The following is an 18062-nucleotide window of genomic DNA, read 5'->3' as shown; positions in this document are numbered from 1 at the left end:
TATCTTCTCATTTTATGATACGATAATAGAGGAAAATATTAAATTAAAAGAGGTTGGTTGATTTATGAATTTTAATCGTAGTGAAGCATTACAAGAACAATCCAATGAATATATTTTAGGGGGTGTTAATTCACCGTCTCGTTCATATAAAGCTGTCGGTGGTGGCGCACCAGTTGTGATGAAGTCTGGTAAAGGGGCTTATTTATACGACGTCGATGGCAATGAGTATATCGACTACTTACAAGCATATGGTCCTATTATTACTGGACATGCCCATCCACATATTACTGAAGCCATTCAAGAACAAGCTGCCCTCGGTGTGTTATACGGTACACCTACAGAATTAGAAATTGCGTTTGCACGAAAATTACGCGCTGCCATTCCTTCATTAGAAAAAATGCGCTTTGTCAATTCAGGAACAGAAGCTGTGATGACTACAATTCGTGTTGCACGTGCTTATACGAATCGAGATAAAATTATTAAATTTGCTGGTTGTTATCACGGTCACTCCGATTTAGTACTCGTTGCTGCAGGAAGTGGTCCGTCTCAACTTGGTTCTCCTGATTCAGCAGGTGTGCCGAAAAGTGTAGCGCAAGAAGTGATTACGGTGCCATTTAATGATATTGAATCGTTTAAAGAAGCAATGAAACATTGGGGTGATCAAGTGGCTGGCGTGTTAGTTGAACCCATTGTCGGTAACTTTGGGATGGTCGAGCCTCAACCTGGATTTTTAGAAGAAGTGAATCGTGTGACGCATGAATATGGTGGCTTAGTCATTTACGATGAGGTCATTACTGCATTCCGTTTTCATTACGGTGCCGCACAAGATTTATTAGGCGTTTATCCTGATTTAACAGCTTTCGGTAAAATTGTCGGTGGTGGTCTCCCAATCGGTGGTTATGGCGGTCGACAAGATATTATGGAACAAGTCGCACCACTCGGCCCCGCCTATCAAGCAGGGACAATGGCAGGTAACCCATTATCAATGAAAGCAGGTATTGCCTTGTTAGAAGTATTAGAACAACCGGGTGTATATGAAAGATTAAATCAACTCGGTGAACAATTAGAAGCCGGATTACAAGCTGCTATTGATAAATATCAAGTGAAAGCAACTATCAACCGTGTATATGGCGCATTAACCGTATACTTTACAGATGAAAAAGTGACACATTACGAACAAGCTGATGCGTCTGATGGCGAACAATTTGCGAAATTTTTCAAACTGATGTTACATCAAGGCATCAACTTAGCACCATCAAAATATGAAGCATGGTTTTTAACAACTGAACATACAGAAGCAGATATTGAAAAAACGATTGCTGCTGCGGATTATGCATTTAGCCAATTGTAAACTTCGCTATTGAAATTTGCGATGTAACAGTGTATAACATGATTAAACCTATGCACGATTCAGGCTTTAATTTAATCAAAGGAGCGCGATGATTTGAAACTGGGAGCTAGAATTTTAAAAACAGGTATCGCCATTATACTTGCGGTTTCGATTGCCTCACTGTTACCTCATAGCACTGGGATGGTGACTGTCGCAGGAATTGCAGCGGTCGTCGCCATGCAGCCTAGCGTTTACCGGACATTTAAAACGATTGTCGATCAATTCCAAGGTAACGTCATTGGTGCCCTCCTCGCTGTAGCTATGGTGACTATTTTTGGCAACAATATCATTATTATGGGTGCGACAGTCATTTTGTTAATCGCATTACTCTTTAAAATGAAAATCGCGCATGTTGCCACGTTAGCGACAGTCACAGCATTGGTCATTATGGGACAACATGACGGCTCTTTTTATATCTCAGCCTTTTACCGATTTTCACTTGTGATGATTGGCGTTATCAGCTCATTCATCGTCAATCTCACATTTTTACCACCAAAGTTTGAAACGAAAATTTATTACAACTCATTAAACATTTCGACTGATATTTTTAAGTGGTTTAATTTAGTGTTAAATGATGCGACAGAATTTAATTATGTGAAGCAAGATTTAGAAAATTTACGTCAACGTATCGTCAAACTTGAGCAGTTACTTGAATTTTATAAAGAAGAACGTGTCTATACAAAGAAACAAGTCTTCGCTCAAACACGTAAAAAGATTTTATTTAAAGAAATCGTCTTGTCGACACGTGATGCGTATGACGTGCTCAGACGAATGAATCGTTATCAAAATGATTTGGTGCATTTAAATCAGGCCTTGTTATTACAAATTAAATTAGAAATTGATGAGCTGACACAATTTCACGAACAAATTTTAATTAGTATTACGAAAAAGGCAAAGTTCGATGTAACACTCGATCAACGTTTTGTTCCGAACCCATTGAAGAAAGAAGTCATCACAGCCTTCCAAGAAGAAGTCATAGCGGATCCAGAACCTGAAAACTTTTCTTATGCCAACATTATGCATATCATTTCAGCTTTAGAAGAATACCGCTACAATTTAGAACATTTGGATCGTTTACGAGTGAGTTATTTTAAATACCATAACACTGATCCTGACATTGATATTATTGAAGAAGATTTTGATTTATAACAATAAAAGCTCGAACAAGCTGATTGAATGTCACCTTGTTCGAGCTTTTTCTATATTGATAAGACTACTCTGTCACTATCACATTTATGATTCATGTTTCATGATTGACTATCAAACAAACGTAAATTGAGGATGCATTGGAAACAAGAATTTTATGTACCATCACACTTCCATTTAATCAATCAACTTTAATTGATATTGATGAATCGATTCAATTTCTCCGTTTTGATATTTAATGGTCACATGTTCAGGACCGATTTCAGTTGGACTTTTCACACCGACCGCTGCCGCAATATTAAACAATCCTTCATGCAAGCTCGTTATATAGTTCGTGACACGATATTGTTTTTCATCCACAACAAGCGCTTCTTCTTTTTTAGGATCCGTCGTTGCAACACCAACTGGACAAATATTTTTATGGCATTGACGACTCATGATACATCCGACACTAATCATCATCGCTCTAGCTACATTCACGAGGTCAGCCCCTAATGCTAACGCGATGGCAATTTTATCAGGTGTGACGAGTTTCCCAGATGCAAATATTTTCACCTTATCTCTTAACTGATGCGCTTTGAGTAAACCGTCAATGATTGGCAACGCTGTAAATAACGGTAACCCGACGCCATCTTGCAATTCTTGAAACGTTGCACCTGTCCCGCCTTCACCACCATCAATCGTAATAAAGTCTGGATAAATCTGTAGCGTTTGCATCGCATCAATTAATTGTTTAAAGTCGTCTTTTCTACCGAGTACCATTTTAAAGCCCACTGGTTTTTGACTCATGTCTCGCAATTCATCAATCCATTTCAACAAATCATACGCGTTATGAATAAAGTCAAAACGGTTTGGCGAGTCTACAGTTTCATAAGGTTTAAGCTTACGGATTTTGGCAATTTCTTCTGTCACTTTTTTGCCTTCAATATGACCGCCACGTGTTTTAGCGCCTTGTGCCAACTTAATTTCAAACGCTTTAACTTGAGGTCGTTGTGCAACTGCCATGAAATGATCAGGGTCGAATTGTCCGTGCTCGTCCCTAACGCCAAATAATCCGGGACCGATTTGGAAAATAATATCAACATCACCGGCGAGATGATAGTCAGACAAGCCCCCTTCACCAGTATTCATCCAAGTGTTCGCCATGCCTAATCCTTTCGATAGTGCCGTAATCGCATTTTTACCTAGCGCACCGTAACTCATGCCTGACTGTCCAACTAAACGTTTCACGTAAAATGGATGTGCCACATGCTCCCCGATTTTGACATAATGTTCAGGCACCAAATAAAAGGGTTCAATTTCTTTTGCACGAATATGCTCTGAACGATTAAACAATGTTTCGCTTTTAATTTGGTAAATGAATGTTGAAATCCATTCCGCATTGTCGACCATTAACTGGTGCTTTTGTGTTGGAAACATGGCATTATTAATAAAATACCCGCTGTCGTAATTTTTCTGCGTTCCAAAACTCGCTCCTCTTGAGTTGTATTTGCCCGCAATGACAATATTTTGATATTCCATTCTCGAAAACGGCTTATCTTCATTGTCATTTAAAAATAAATATTGGCGCATTTCAGGTCCAATATGTTCTAAAAAGTATCTGACACGTGCGAGCACAGGATAATTACGTAAGACACTGTGCTGCTTTTGTCGTTTGTCAAAAATTAAAAACGCAATAAATGCGATACATGCAGTGACTAATATACCTACTAATAAAATATTGATAATTAATTGAAGTACAGTTAAAAAAGTCATTGAAACTCCCACTCCCTTTTTCTTTCATTATACATGAAAAATAGGGCGATATTGACTTAAATGGCCGGTTTAAATTGGAAATAACTTGATGGATCACCTCTTGGCACCTGCACCATTCTCACATTCCATTTATTGACTTTTTCAATAACGATGGCTTCAAAAGTTATGTGTGCGAATCATGTTATGCATTTATCTGCTTCCATTTAATTTCGAATTTTAATCATCACGTTATACCTCACAAAAAAGCAAAAAAGGAGCTAAGACATTAAGTTTTCTCAGCTCCTTTACTATATTTTGTTGTGTATACCAAGGGAGGGGGCTTGAAAAAATTAAGCCTCAAGCCATACATAGATTGCATATTCATTAATGACTTTAAAACAGTCGGAAAATGAGCGTGAATGGGATAAAAATTGATGCTATTGTTTTCTTGATTTCATAAACTTGCCCTCAGTTTCGCTGTATTTCATATAAGATTGTCCAGAAGGCTGAGACTCCTGAGGGAATGCGTGCATACTGCTGACAGTCGCTTCTTTACTTTAATAGTGGTTGCTGTTTATCGCAGTAGCTGTCTGACTTCTCAACGTATACACTTTTGAGAAGTCTAGTCAGCCTTGCGGGGGCAGTACGACGAAATCTTTGTTACACATGAGATTTCTGTACTGCTCCCAAAATCCACAATGAATGTGTGCGCTGGGAATCAATAAACGGTGTTCCAAAAGCAGGATTTTCGACAGAACTCCCGCGATTTCGGCAAAATTTGGAAATCAATTTTGCTCATCGCTCGGTTCTGCTCAAATCCTAAGCGCTTTTGTCACAACCTCCCCTCAGCCCCTAGGAAAGCGAAGCCATGAAGGCAATCTAAAGCCACAAATCATAGGGAGGGCAAGTTTAACAAAAATATTGCATCAATAGCATCAAAAATTTTTATGTCCCAATCCCCTTAAATATCACTATCACACAACTGCAATTTCAGTTATAAATTTTGAATAGAATACAGTCGACGGTATGCGCCTTCACGTTGCATTAACGCCTCATGAGAACCTTGCTCCACAATTTCACCATTTTCAATGACGACGATTTTATCTGCGTGTGTAATCGTTGAAAGTCGATGCGCTACAATAATAGTTGTCCGATCATGACTGAGCTTTTCTAACGCCTCTTGAATCATCGCTTCACTTTCCAAGTCAAGTGCACTTGTTGCTTCATCTAAAATCAAAATTGGTGGATCATTTAAGAAAATACGTGCAATCGATAATCGTTGTTTTTGCCCACCAGAAAGTTTCACGCCACGTTCACCGACTTCTGTATCATAACCTTGAGGCAATGCCATAATAAAGTCGTGCGCATTTGCAAGTTTCGCAGCTTCAACAACTTCTTCAAATGACGCATCTGGACGGCCAAGCAAAATATTTTCTTTCACTGTATCAGAAAATAAAATGTTGTCTTGCTGCACCATACCGATTTGACGTCTCAAACTTGCCGTATCGAAATCTTTAACGTCATGACCATCAATTTTAATATGGCCTTCCGTCACATCGTAAAAACGAGGTATCAGATGAATCAATGTCGATTTACCGCCCCCACTCATACCGACAAATGCAACTGTTTCGCCATGTTGGATATTTAAATTCAAATGATTCAATACATTTCGCTCTTCTGGATTGTATTTAAATGACACATTTTCGATTTCGATATGCCCTTCACGAATCGGAATTTCTTTCGCTTGTGGTGTATTTTTAATATCGTAAGGTTCGTCAAATAATTGAAAAACACGGTCCATTGATGCAAAACTTTGCGTTAATGTTGTAAAAGAAGACACGAGACGACGCAATGGTCCGTAAAGTTGTTCGAGATAACTGACAAATGCCGCAAGTGTCCCCACTGTCACAGAACCCGTAATGGCTAAATAAGCACCGTATCCAATAACAATTAATGGACCAATATCCGTCACAGTGTTGATAGCTGAAAATGAATAAGCGTTCCAACGTGTATGTTTAAAAGCCTTGTTTAAAAAGTTCGTGTTGCGTTGATCGAAATTTTTCGCTTCGTTCGCTTCTATCGCAAAACTTTTAATGACTGCCATCCCATTGACACGTTCATGAAGAAAGCCTTGTGTTTCAGCGAGTTTTTGCGAACGTTCACGAGTCAGAGCTCTTAAACGGCCGAAAAAGAAATAGACCGTCAAAATGTAAAAAGGTAAGACAACGATCGCTGCTAATGTCAGTTGAACGTCTAAGAAAAACATGACCGACAACGCAATAATAATCGTAATACAGTCAAGCCAAATATTCATGAGCCCTGTCATGATGAAATCTTTCGTTTGTTCAACATCATTAATGACCCGTGAAATGACTTCACCTGCTTTGTTGTTCGCATAAAATTTTGAACTTAATGCTTGTAAATGATCATATAACTTTTTTCGTATATCATATAAAATTTTGTTACTTGTCCATTGTGCTAGATATTGTCTCACAAACTCAATCGGCGGACGTACGACTACAAAAATAAACGCCGCAATGAGCATAGACACACCTAAACGCATTAACTTATCATCTACTGTTAAAGCCACATTATTAATTACATCATCAATGACATATTTGATTAATAATGGAATCAGTAACGGAATACCAAACTTCAATATCCCGACTATAATCGTACCGACAATCAGCCATCGATACGGCTTTACAAACTCTAAATATCGTCTTATCAAAAAAACGCCCCCCCAGTATTATCCTACGTCAACATTGACCATCATTTCTCATATGTGAAGTCAATCCACTCGCACAAATCTTACAAGCACGAATTGAACGGAGCTTGGACTGAATCACATCCTAGCTCCGTCTATCATCATTTAAAAAGAAATCATCATTTTTAATGTATGTCTTATACCCGTTTATAAAACCTGTCCTCTTTCATTATGGACATGCCAACAACTTACGATTGCCCCTTATGGACTCGCGTTCTTAGGGGCTGAACCTCCAACTAAATTTGGCTTGATTTTATTGCACACTTGATGGAAGCCAAATTGGATTTTCCGGTTCAGCTGATCCCTCAAGAGTCTCGTCCACGGGGTCAATCTAACGTTAACAACAAAATGCAAGAGGACAATCATCTGTAACATAGTCATACGAGCACATCACTATTTCATAAATTTTAATATTGTTGTATAGTCGAAGTTACAATACACCATTATTTTTATAGAATGACTTTCATCTACAAGGTAGGCGAACATATCCATAAGAAATTTGATTAAGAAGTGAATAAATTTGAACGAAAATAGATTTTGATTTAAAGAACTTCTCTTTTTCAATTTATTAGTATGAGATTGTCAGGATGGGTGAGACTCCCTAGGGATCAGACGCAGCCGAAAATCCGCCAACGCTTCTACTTATGTAACATTACAATCAAGCGTTGGCTAGTTGAGGCAAGTCCCCTGGGAAAGCGAACCCAGAAAGGCAATCGTAAATCACGACATAACCATATCAAAAGAAGTCACGTTCTACTATACAAATCCAATCTATTCATCAAAATTCCAACTTTGCGGCTCACGCCATTACGAAACTCAAACATTTTTCAATACTAAGTTATGTTCGCCTTGGTTGCATCACATTAAATTTTTTTCGCTTTTTGAAAACGTTGACGCCAAACTTTAATAAAATCAGGTGCAAAGGGGCCTTTTTTCTGCTCAATCCATTGTTGTAAAATGTCAACATTGCGTCTTAAAATCATATCAATATCTTTTGGATAATTCATTTGATTCATATGTTGTTCGTATTCATCTTCATCTAATAAATGATATTTGCCGTTTGGATAAACTTTAATATCTAAATCATAGTCGATATATTTTAAGGCTTCTTCATCGCAAACAAAAGGCGATGATAAGTTACAATAATAATACACACCATCTTCACGAAACATACAAATGACATTAAACCAATATTCTGAATGAAAATAAACAATTGCAGGTTCACGCGTTACCCAAGTACGGCCATCACTTTCGGTTACAAGCGTATGATCATTACCACCGATGACGACATCTGCTGTTCCTTTTAAAATTGTAGTTTCGGACCATACACGGTGTATATTGCCATCGTGTTTATAAGATTGAATTTTAATCGATTCCCCTTCTCGAGGTATACACGATTTGACCAACTTCTCACACCACCTTGTTAAAAATTCACCTCATTATTATATCATATTCCAATCCTATTACTTAATTATTCCGCTTCATTTACAGCGTTAAATATTTTTGTCATTGGAACTGGAAAGGAATAGTCATCCTTTTCAGCGGCTGCCATCCATCTTCTTCCATTGGCGACAACCGGTGCGACTGCTTCATCCACCGTTGCAGTATGAACAGTTAAATGCCACGTCAAATGTGTAAATTGATGCTTCACTTTCACTACATTTTTACGTTGAATCGTTAAATGATTAACGTCTAACGTTGGTTCTATGTCTTCTTTCGCTCCATGTTCAATCATCGGAAACTGCCACATGCCTTTTAATAATGACGCTGTACGCTGTTCTATCAAATAGTCTCCTGATTGATTTTGAATGACATACACATCAAAGTTCAACGTTTTTTTCTTCAACTTTTTCGTTTTGACGGGACGTTCTAATACAGTCCCTTGTTTGTACGCTTCGCAATGCATTTGAACTGGACAGAATAGACAAAGTGGTGCTTTAGGTGTACACACGAGTGCGCCTAACTCCATCATCGCTTGATTAAAATCACCAGACTGTTGTGCAACATAAGGCGCCAACTCATTTTCATAAGCTTTTCTTGTCGATTGAAGCGCTGTATCACGTGCATCATCATTTAACCGCGACCATACGCGAAAGACATTCCCATCCACTGTCGCTAAGGGTAAATCAAAAGCAATGCTCATCACAGCGGCTTGAGTGTATGGACCAACACCTTTCAATTTTAAAAATGTCTCTGGATGTTGTGGCACGTTTCCATCATGAAATGCGACAACTTCTTTTGCGGCAGTATGGAAATTACGTGCACGACTATAATATCCGAGACCTTCCCATAGTTTTAACACATCGTCCTCATGTGCATTCGCCAAATCTTCAATTGTCGGAAATGCTTCAACAAAACGATGATAATAATCACGGACTGTATCGACTTGTGTTTGTTGTAACATCACTTCGCTAATCCAAATGTAATAGGGATTTTTTGTTTCTCTCCAAGGCATTTGCCGTTGTTCCTTTTCAAACCATTCTAATAGATGTGGTTTGAATGTAAGTTCATCTAACATTTCAATTCTCCTTGCACATATTAATGATTTTTGTTCATTTCAATTATCGACTATAATAAAGTTACGTTATATTGAAAAGAGTGAGACATTATGGATACAGCCACACATATCGCGATAGGCGTTGGACTTACAGCAATCGCAACGACGGATGCAGCCATGAGCGGAAACTTCGCTGCAACGGCAACCGTACTGATTGCAGGTTCTTTAATTCCTGATAGTGATACTGTACTAAAATTAAAAGATAATGCAACATATATTTCAAATCATAGAGGCATTACACATTCTATTCCTTTTACTTTACTTTGGCCATTATTGTTAACTTTACTGGTCTATAGTCTTTTCAAACATGTCGATCCTTTACATGTATGGCTATGGGCACAACTCGCCGTCTTTCTCCATGTGTTTGTTGATATTTTCAATTCATATGGTACACAAGCATTACGGCCTTTTTCGAGTAAATGGATTCAATTGAGTGTCATTAATACATTTGATCCGATTATTTTTGCGATTTTGCTCATTGGTATCGCCATTTGGGCTATCGGTGTACACCCTTATGTCGTGTTTATTCCCGTGTTAATCATCCTCATTGTGTATTATATCTTAAGATTTCAAATGCGCAGTTGGTTAAAAAAACAAGCTTTAAACCAAGTGGAACATCTCGGCACACCGATTAAAGTTTTTGTAGCGCCGACCCTTCGTTTTATGCAATGGCGTATCGCAATTCAAACTGAAAAACACGATTATGTCGGTCGCAGTTATGGACGTAATATTGTGTTTAGTGACAAGGTAGAGCGTCAGCCTTTTCCAAGTGATGCAATCATGAAATATGCGCAATATGATAAAAATGTGAAAGCTTTTCTGAACTTTTCTTCTATTTATCGTTGGCATGTGAGACAGGTTGATTCTTATACGACTGAGTTGCGATTTATTGATTTGCGTTATTTGAAGGATGGGCATTACCAGTTTGTGGCGATTTTGCATCTTGATCAAGAGATGAAGGTGAAGCATTCGTATACAGGCTGGGTGTTTAGCGAGGAAAAGTTATTGAGAAAATTACTCGCCCATTAATACAGCGTGATGATATACAGTAAGTACATTGTTGCCTCTTTGGTTATCACATCAATGGACATTTGTTGAATTCAAATCATGACGTGTATTGATGGTTGTTCATATCCGCTTCATCTTAAAGAAAATCTGCCACCCATCCCCTACCACTTAAAAACATCAAACAAAAAAGCTGTGTGCAACGATGTGATGTCGTTGTTTCACAGCTTTTTGTGTTATTCGGCTTTTTCTTCTTGTACTTTTGATTGAAGGTGTTCATTTGGTCTTAATTGTGAGACATAATCTTTTAATGCATAACAGAAGACAATCATTAATCCGATGAAGCACATGAAATAAAGATGATAACCGAGATGATTCAGAGCTTCATGGCCAACGATGACAGCTTGTTGCATGCCATTGACTAGATAATACATCGGGTTCAACATCATGATATGAGTCACCCAGCCGTTACTATTAGGTGGAATATATAGAATAGGCACGAGTAAAAACGCCAAAATCATAATCAATGTAAAAAAGCGGTCTAGTTTTGGATAGAGTACATACACTAAACCAAGTAAAAATGACATGATGACGATAAAAACAAACGACATCGCACTATAAAAGAAAACGCCTACCCACGTCGTATCGGTATTCAACGGTTTTAACCAAGCCATGACAGTCATTAAAACTGTTAATATAACGGTATGCATAACGCTCGACAAGACAATATGGAAAAATGGGCTCATATTAAAGTGACGCGTCACATAATAATCTCTAGGAAAGAAGCGGTAATGGATATAAATCGCAACCCATATAACGCCAAAAGCGACGAGTCCTGTCAGTCGATAATCAAAGGTCGCTTGTGTCACTTCCACGATATCTAAAAATTGAAAAGCGATTGCTGTTAAAACCATTAAACTGAATGCGATTAAAAAAGTTAATGCTGTCCATTTGCGATGTTTTTGAAGGCGATATTTACTGTGTCTAAACAATCTCGTTCGATTATGGAAAAAATGAATTAAGTTTTCTAACACACTCATCACCTACAATTCGATATAAATCCATTTGGAATGTTTAAGATCGGCAATGAAATAACCTGAATCTGTTTTGCTCATCCAAATATCGGTTTTAATATTAAATTCATCTTTAAATTTGTCTTGCTTCACAATTGGAAATGTAAAGCCGATTAAATGATCGCGGTCATCAAACAACATTGAAATCGGCTGTTCGACAATCGGTTCTACAAATCGTTGTTCATGTTCTGGCACAAGTGTTTCATTCACCTTTTTATGCGATTTATGGAGTGCACTGTTAAAGTAATCAACATAGTTAATATAGTTATCTTTCATATAAGGTTCTAACTGTTTGCGATCGACTTCTTTATAAAGTGCTGCTGGATTTAAATAAAGGAATTTATCTTTGTTTGCTTTATAACTTTTGCCATCCACTTCAATGCGGTACGTCGTTTTATTTTCACCCGTAATCGATGCGACTGCATAGTGTGGTAACTGTACTGCTTTACCTTTATTGTCTGTCGGCGTGATCGTCATTTCACTGTCGTTTACTATGCCATAAGCCAATTTGTCCACATAGGGATCAGATGTCGACTTCGAAATGGTCGCTTGGGTCACTAATGGTGTACTTGCAATTTTGCCTAAGTTGGTAAAAATCAATACACTTGCCATACACATGCCAAGAAAAAACAGTGCCAACCATGTCCATATTCGCGATAAAAAGGCTGGTGGTTGTGCGTGGCGATAACGTTCAATCCGTCTAAAATTATATGTAAGTTCTGGCATGCGTGAACGACTCCGCTTCCAGTCTTCATCAAAGTGTTCCCGTTCTTCCGCTGTTGTTAACGATGCCATATCCCGTTGATGTGATAGAAAATAAGGCAATACTTGTTTAATCGAACCTTCTTTACGCACTTGACCGTGTGAAATCCATGCTAAATAGTTGCTCACTGCTTTCACTTTTTCGACATCATTGTCAATCGCAATCCAAGTCCATTCGCGGTCGATATAATCTTCTACCATCACTTTTGCTTTTTCAAAAAACCCTTCATCTAAATCACTCAATATATGACTTAGAATGACAATTTTTGCTTCTGATGCGCGTGCTAAGCTGAATAACAACTGCGCATATTGTGCATCTGTTAAATCTTTGACCCGTTGATCTTGCACAGCTTCTAAATGGGCATACTTAATCACTTGTGTCGCTTTATGTTCAGGTGCATCGTAAGGATACAGTTGAATGACATCTTTTACATAGTCCATCACTAAAATATTTTCAACTGATTTTTGATTCATATTCGCATAAAACATTGATGCTGCACGTGCGATTCTTCCTTTATCGGGTTCGACAGTCCCAGCTAAAATTTCACCAATTAATGATTTTGATGATTCAGCCTCACCGATAATCCCTAACGCTTCACCTTCATAAATATGTAGAGAAATGTTGTTCAACTCAATATCTTCTGGTTGATAACTAAAAGGTTTAAGCACATTTTGCTTTTTTTGATTACGATAATAATGTGTGACATTAATCATCTTCAAGACAATTGAACTACCCATGCGCTAAAGTCCCTTCTATATTTGTAATAATGAAATTGGTAAACCTTCTTCAGCTTCCGCCCCATTAATACGGTAGCCCCATGCGAATACCCCTTTGAGACGTTCGACTTTAAAATAATTTCCCGTCCCATCTTTAAGGCGATAAATTTTACCAAGTTCAATTTCATTTGTGTCGATTAAATAACTTTCTGCAATGACTACTTTATTCGCATAAACATCATATTCATTCATGATGCCGTTCATTTCAGCTTTTCGCATTTTCTCTTTGCTCATCTGGATGACATGTAAAATTTCTTGTCTATCCATGTCGCTTAAACGTTTTTCAATCATGCTCAATACCACTTTCTGTCAGTTTTCGTTGGATATCGTCATACGGATACCCTTTTCTTAATAATGCCTCAACCGTTTTCATATATAAAGGCTTTCCTTCATATTTCTTCTGATATTTATTATAGACTTTCTCTAAATCACGTTGCAATAAATTATCCACAGTTTCTGGGTCTTGTGTAAAATCCAATGCATCCATCACTTTAAATATCGTGTCGAGGGTGAATCCTTTTTGTTGTAAAGATTGTTGTACTTTCACGCGTACTTTTGAGGCAGGTCCCTTTTTCTGATTCATTATTTTTTGACCAATCTCTACAATGCTGTCGAATGGTTGTTCCGCTTCGTATCGACGAACACCTTCTTCTATTAAATCCGCTTCAATTCCTGCTTGATACAACTTTTTACGAAATACTTCCGGTCCTTTATCCGTCGTACGCAGCATCGTGTTTTTTAAACTGATCATATAATCACGGTGATCAATGAGTTTAAGCCGCTCACAATAGGCAATCGCTTCATGAATGATGTCTTCTTCATAGCCTTCTTTTCTTAACTGTGTCGCAATTTCTTTACGTGTTCTTTTGCGATAGGACAAATATTGAATGGCATGATTATTCGCTTGTTGTTGATGCTCACGTTGGGCCAATGCTTTAAGTTCAGCTGTGTCCAGTTCATCGCCTTTTTTAATATTAAATGCTACTAACGTATCTATTGAAATGCCGAGCGCAAATTCATTATCAATATAAATGTTAAAACGTTCGTGGTTATTTTTTTGCACTTCAATTTTAGTAATTTTTGACATCGTTTCACCCCTTTAAATAACAAAAAGAGTAGAGCTCAAATCTAAAAATGTCATTAGATTCCAATGCTCTACCCACTCTGTTCATAGCGTCGTAACCAGCATTAAAGTTTGTGCAGTGATAGAAATCGCAAATTGTCTCGTTTTCCTCTACACTTCATGTCCTTATTATGCCATATTCATACGTTAAGCACCAAGTTGTTGCAACGCTTCAGTATATTGTTGTTCATTAATAAATTCTTGTTGCTTCATTTTTTCTAACGTCATTTTCGTACGATTAATAAATGAAGGAGACATGTCATTCACATTGTACACAGAAGGCGCATTCACCTTACTTGCTAATATCGCACTTTGTAATACTGTAATATGCGGTAATGTATAATTTTGTTCATTTGTTGTAACACCAAAATAACCATTCGCAGCAGATTCAATTGTATAATGGTTGTCACCGTAGTAAATATTATTCATATAATAACTCAAAATTTCATCTTTGTCGTAATGGCGTTCAATCCGTTTTGCGACAAACATTTCTTTTAACTTACGCGTCACGGTCTGTTGATTGTCATAATAATAGTTTTTGGCAAGTTGCTGTGTAATCGTACTCCCACCTTGCAGACGATCACGATCACGTACCGATGCAAAAATCGCACGTAAACTTCCTCGATAATCTACACCTGAATGTTTGTAAAAACGACGATCTTCTACAGCAATAAATGCCCCCTTTGTGTAATCAGGCATTTGGGCAGCACTGACATAACTGCTTTTTTGTTCAATACTTTTTAATTCATCTATGTCAGCGCGTTGAGCCATCAAATACATCGCGCCAATAAATAATGCTCCTGCTAAAACAATCAGCAACAAAAATGTGCGAAAAATGCGACGTGGTTTTTGTTTCTTCGGCGGTTGTCCGACAGGTTGATAATACGTATTGTGATGCGGCTCATTGTGCGGTGTATGCTTGGACTGCTTGGTTATTCGGTCTCTTCTTTTCATAAATGTTGACCTACTTTCTCATTTTCAAATCACTTAATAATGTGAGTTTACCAAGTCCTTCAAAATTATGCTATATGTTTCGGCAAAAATCAGTCTGTAGAACGAGCTTGAGCACGAACATTGAAGATTGTTACTGAACGTGGAAAAATGGGTATGTAACTGTCACAAAGAGAATCAAACAGAAGGAGTAATTATTATTATGGGAAAAGTAAAAGCAAATATGGCTTTAGTAAGAGCGTTAAAGGCATGGGATATTGACCATGTCTATGGGATTCCAGGTGACTCTATCGATGCTGTTGTCGATGGATTAAAAGCAGCTGAAAACGACATTGACTTTATTCACGTACGTCACGAAGAAGTCGCAAGTCTTGCAGCAGCCGCTTATACTAAATTAACTGGTAAAATTGCAGTCTCACTTGCAATCGGTGGACCTGGTGCCATCCATTTGTTAAACGGGATGTATGATGCGAAAATGGACAATGTGCCACAACTTGTATTATCAGGACAAGCAGACAGTCATAAACTTGGCACAAAAGCATTCCAAGAAGTGGACTTACCAAAATTATTTGAAGATGTTGCAGTTTACAACTATCAATTGAAAGACAGCGATGCGACACGTATTTTCGAAATTGTTGACGAAGCGATTCGTACCGCATACCGTGAAAAAGGGGTTGCAGTGCTGACTTTACCAAACAATATTTTAAATACAAAAGTTGAGGACAATTTCCCTACAGAAGTTGAACCTTATGTACCAGAACGTCGTCAGCCTTTAAATCACGAAATTCAACGTGCTGCACAATTATTTAATGAAAGTAAGCGCCCTGTCATTTTAGTCGGTAAAGGGACAGACCATGCGAAAGCAGAAGTGCGTGAATTCATTGAAAAAGGTAAGATTCCAACTATCGTGACGTTGCCATCGAAAACGATTGTAGGCGATGACCATCCTTATAATCTCGGTAACCTCGGTAAAATTGGCTCAAAACCTTCTTACCAAGCTATGCAAAATGCGGACTTGCTTATTTTAGCAGGCACGAACTATCCGTATGTGGATTATTTACCGAAGAAAAACATTCCAGCGATTCAAATCGATGAAAATCCAGAAGCTATCGGTCACCGCTTCGATGTCGATGCACCTATCGTTGGGGACAGTCAATTGGCATTACGCGCATTGACAGACGCAATTCAACCTGTCGAAAAACGATTATTCTTGAATGAAATGTTAGACCATCGTGAGACTTGGAAAGGTTGGATGACTGAAGATAAAAATAATGATGCTACACCAATCCGTCCTGAACGATTGATGGATGCGATAAATAAAGTCATGACTGATGATACGGTCATTGCAGCTGACGTGGGTACATCAACTGTATGGTCAACACGTTACTTGAATTTAGGTGTGAACAACCACTTCATCATTTCAAGCTGGCTCGGTACAATGGGTTGTGCCCTTCCAACAGCTATCGCATCACGTATCGCCTTCCCTGGCCGCCAAGTCATCGGTATTACAGGTGACGGTGCGTTCGAAATGGTCATGCAAGACTTTTCAACAGCGGTACAATACAATTTACCAATGGTGTTGTTCGTCCTTAATAATAGCGAACTGTCATTTATTAAATATGAACAACAAGAAGCAGGTGAATTAGAGTACGGTATTGACTTTAGTGATATTGACTTCGCGAAATTTGCAGAAGCTTGTGGCGGTGTCGGTTACACATTAAAAGATCCGAAAGACATCGATTCAATCGTACAAACAGCAGTACAACAACACAAACCGACAATCGTTAATGTGTATGTAGATAAAAATGCTGCACCACTTCCAGGTAAAATCGTACCTGAACAAGCGATGAATTATGCAAAATGGGCATACCGTAGCTTAACAGAAGACCGCAAATTTATCTTTAATGAAATGCCATCATTAACAACTGCAGTAAGACGTTTCTTATAAGTTACGTTCAATATTCAAGCAGCATGGGTGAAGTCACCTGTGCTGTTTTTTATTGCGCTTTTAGAAGCTATCCATTTCCCCAAATACATATCACACCATATTGAATGTGTACAAGTCGCCTAAGGGGTTATATTGAAAGCAAAGTAACGACATTTAACATTACAAGTGGTTACTGTTTACCAATGCATGCCGTATGTATCAAAAACAAGACATATTAAAAAAGCGAACACTAGAAATTCTAGCGCTCGCTCTCAATCAATCACATATTATTTAAATTGATTTACAATTTCTCTATTAAAGTCATCTAAGTCATCAGGTGTACGACTTGTTACTAATTTTTTATCAACAACAACAGATTCGTCAACAACGTTTGCACCTGCGTTAGATAAGTCTTTACGTACATTAAGCACAGCAGTTAAAGTACGACCTTTTAACTCGTCAGTGTCGATTAAAATTTGTGGTCCGTGGCAAATAGCGAATGATGGTAAATCTTCTTTTAAGAAATATTTCGCGAAAGTACCAAATCTTTGTTCTGCATCACCACGTAATAAATCTGGTGAGAATCCACCTGGTAATAATAAACCATCATAATCTTCTGGTTTTGCATCAGCAATAGATACATCCACAGTCACTTTAGTCCCGTGTTTACCTACAACTTCAGCATTGGCAGTTGTACCAATGACTACCGTTTCATGGCCCGCTTCTTCAAGTGCTTCTTTGGGGCTAGTGAATTCAACATCTTCAAATTCGTCTGCTAATAATACAGCTACTTTTGCCATAATTTGCATCACCTTTCTTTTAAATATCTATTTCACTGTATACCCCAGAG

Annotated in this window: 14 protein-coding genes; 4 read left to right on the top strand and 10 right to left on the bottom strand. The window is 38.0% G+C overall.

The features are described from left to right. Nucleotides 1–64: 64 nt before the first annotated feature. Entirely contained in the window at nucleotides 65–1351 is a 1287-nt protein-coding gene (locus EL101_RS04620; protein ID WP_096543364.1) for a glutamate-1-semialdehyde 2,1-aminomutase, read from the top strand. Nucleotides 1352–1444: 93 nt separating this feature from the next. Beyond that, nucleotides 1445–2539, top strand: a complete 1095-nt coding sequence (locus tag EL101_RS04615; RefSeq protein WP_096597704.1) for an FUSC family protein — start codon at nucleotides 1445–1447, stop codon at nucleotides 2537–2539. A gap of 174 nt (nucleotides 2540–2713) precedes the next feature. On the opposite strand, the gene EL101_RS04610 is transcribed toward EL101_RS04615, so the two are convergent. The 4 genes from EL101_RS04610 to mutY all read right to left on the bottom strand — a co-directional run bounded on the left by EL101_RS04610 (nucleotide 2714) and on the right by mutY (nucleotide 9555). Then, nucleotides 2714–4291, bottom strand: a complete 1578-nt coding sequence (locus EL101_RS04610; RefSeq protein ID WP_096597702.1) for an FMN-binding glutamate synthase family protein — start codon at nucleotides 4289–4291, stop codon at nucleotides 2714–2716. Nucleotides 4292–5264: 973 nt separating this feature from the next. Beyond that, nucleotides 5265–7001: an ABC transporter ATP-binding protein gene (locus EL101_RS04605; RefSeq protein WP_096597700.1), complete on the bottom strand. Its 1737-nt coding sequence runs from the start codon at nucleotides 6999–7001 to the stop codon at nucleotides 5265–5267. An 899-nt stretch (nucleotides 7002–7900) separates the two neighbouring features. Further along, nucleotides 7901–8443 (bottom strand): nucleoside tri-diphosphate phosphatase, encoded by a 543-nt coding sequence (gene ntdP, locus EL101_RS04600; RefSeq protein WP_096597698.1) that lies wholly within the window; start codon nucleotides 8441–8443, stop codon nucleotides 7901–7903. A gap of 65 nt (nucleotides 8444–8508) precedes the next feature. Continuing rightward, the gene (gene mutY, locus EL101_RS04595; RefSeq protein WP_096597696.1) at nucleotides 8509–9555 is read right to left on the bottom strand and encodes an A/G-specific adenine glycosylase; all 1047 of its coding nucleotides are present in this window, start codon (nucleotides 9553–9555) and stop codon (nucleotides 8509–8511) included. Between the two features lie 90 nt (nucleotides 9556–9645). Between mutY and EL101_RS04590 the strand changes: the two genes are divergently transcribed. Then, nucleotides 9646–10623, top strand: coding sequence for a metal-dependent hydrolase (locus EL101_RS04590; RefSeq protein WP_096542469.1), 978 nt, complete (start codon nucleotides 9646–9648; stop codon nucleotides 10621–10623). A gap of 212 nt (nucleotides 10624–10835) precedes the next feature. Here the strand turns inward: EL101_RS04590 and EL101_RS04585 are convergent, their stop codons facing one another. The 5 genes from EL101_RS04585 to sgtB form a co-directional block, all read right to left on the bottom strand. Beyond that, entirely contained in the window at nucleotides 10836–11639 is an 804-nt protein-coding gene (locus tag EL101_RS04585; RefSeq protein WP_241523321.1) for a teichoic acid translocation permease, read from the bottom strand. A gap of 3 nt (nucleotides 11640–11642) precedes the next feature. Then, complete coding sequence (locus EL101_RS04580) at nucleotides 11643–13172, bottom strand: ATP-binding cassette domain-containing protein (RefSeq protein WP_096597692.1); 1530 nt, start codon at nucleotides 13170–13172, stop codon at nucleotides 11643–11645. A 15-nt stretch (nucleotides 13173–13187) separates the two neighbouring features. After that, on the bottom strand, nucleotides 13188–13502 hold the full coding sequence (locus tag EL101_RS04575; protein ID WP_096597690.1) for a YfhH family protein: 315 nt from the start codon (nucleotides 13500–13502) through the stop codon (nucleotides 13188–13190). After that, nucleotides 13495–14298, bottom strand: coding sequence for a recombination regulator RecX (gene recX / locus EL101_RS04570; RefSeq protein ID WP_096597689.1), 804 nt, complete (start codon nucleotides 14296–14298; stop codon nucleotides 13495–13497). Before recX ends, EL101_RS04575 begins: the two co-directional genes overlap by 8 nt. A 183-nt stretch (nucleotides 14299–14481) precedes the next feature. Further along, entirely contained in the window at nucleotides 14482–15288 is an 807-nt protein-coding gene (gene sgtB / locus EL101_RS04565; RefSeq protein ID WP_096597687.1) for a monofunctional peptidoglycan glycosyltransferase SgtB, read from the bottom strand. 199 nt (nucleotides 15289–15487) lie between these two features. Between sgtB and EL101_RS04560 the strand changes: the two genes are divergently transcribed. Continuing rightward, on the top strand, nucleotides 15488–17233 hold the full coding sequence (locus EL101_RS04560; RefSeq protein ID WP_096597685.1) for a pyruvate oxidase: 1746 nt from the start codon (nucleotides 15488–15490) through the stop codon (nucleotides 17231–17233). Nucleotides 17234–17499: 266 nt separating this feature from the next. On the opposite strand, the gene EL101_RS04555 is transcribed toward EL101_RS04560, so the two are convergent. Then, nucleotides 17500–18015: a type 1 glutamine amidotransferase domain-containing protein gene (locus tag EL101_RS04555; protein ID WP_096542479.1), complete on the bottom strand. Its 516-nt coding sequence runs from the start codon at nucleotides 18013–18015 to the stop codon at nucleotides 17500–17502. Between the last annotated feature and the right edge of the window lie 47 nt (nucleotides 18016–18062).

The organism is Staphylococcus delphini, from assembly GCF_900636325.1.
GTDB classification, from domain to species: domain Bacteria; phylum Bacillota; class Bacilli; order Staphylococcales; family Staphylococcaceae; genus Staphylococcus; species Staphylococcus delphini.
Note: the sequence above shows the minus strand (reverse complement) of the source record. Positions and strands in the feature narration are given on the sequence as shown.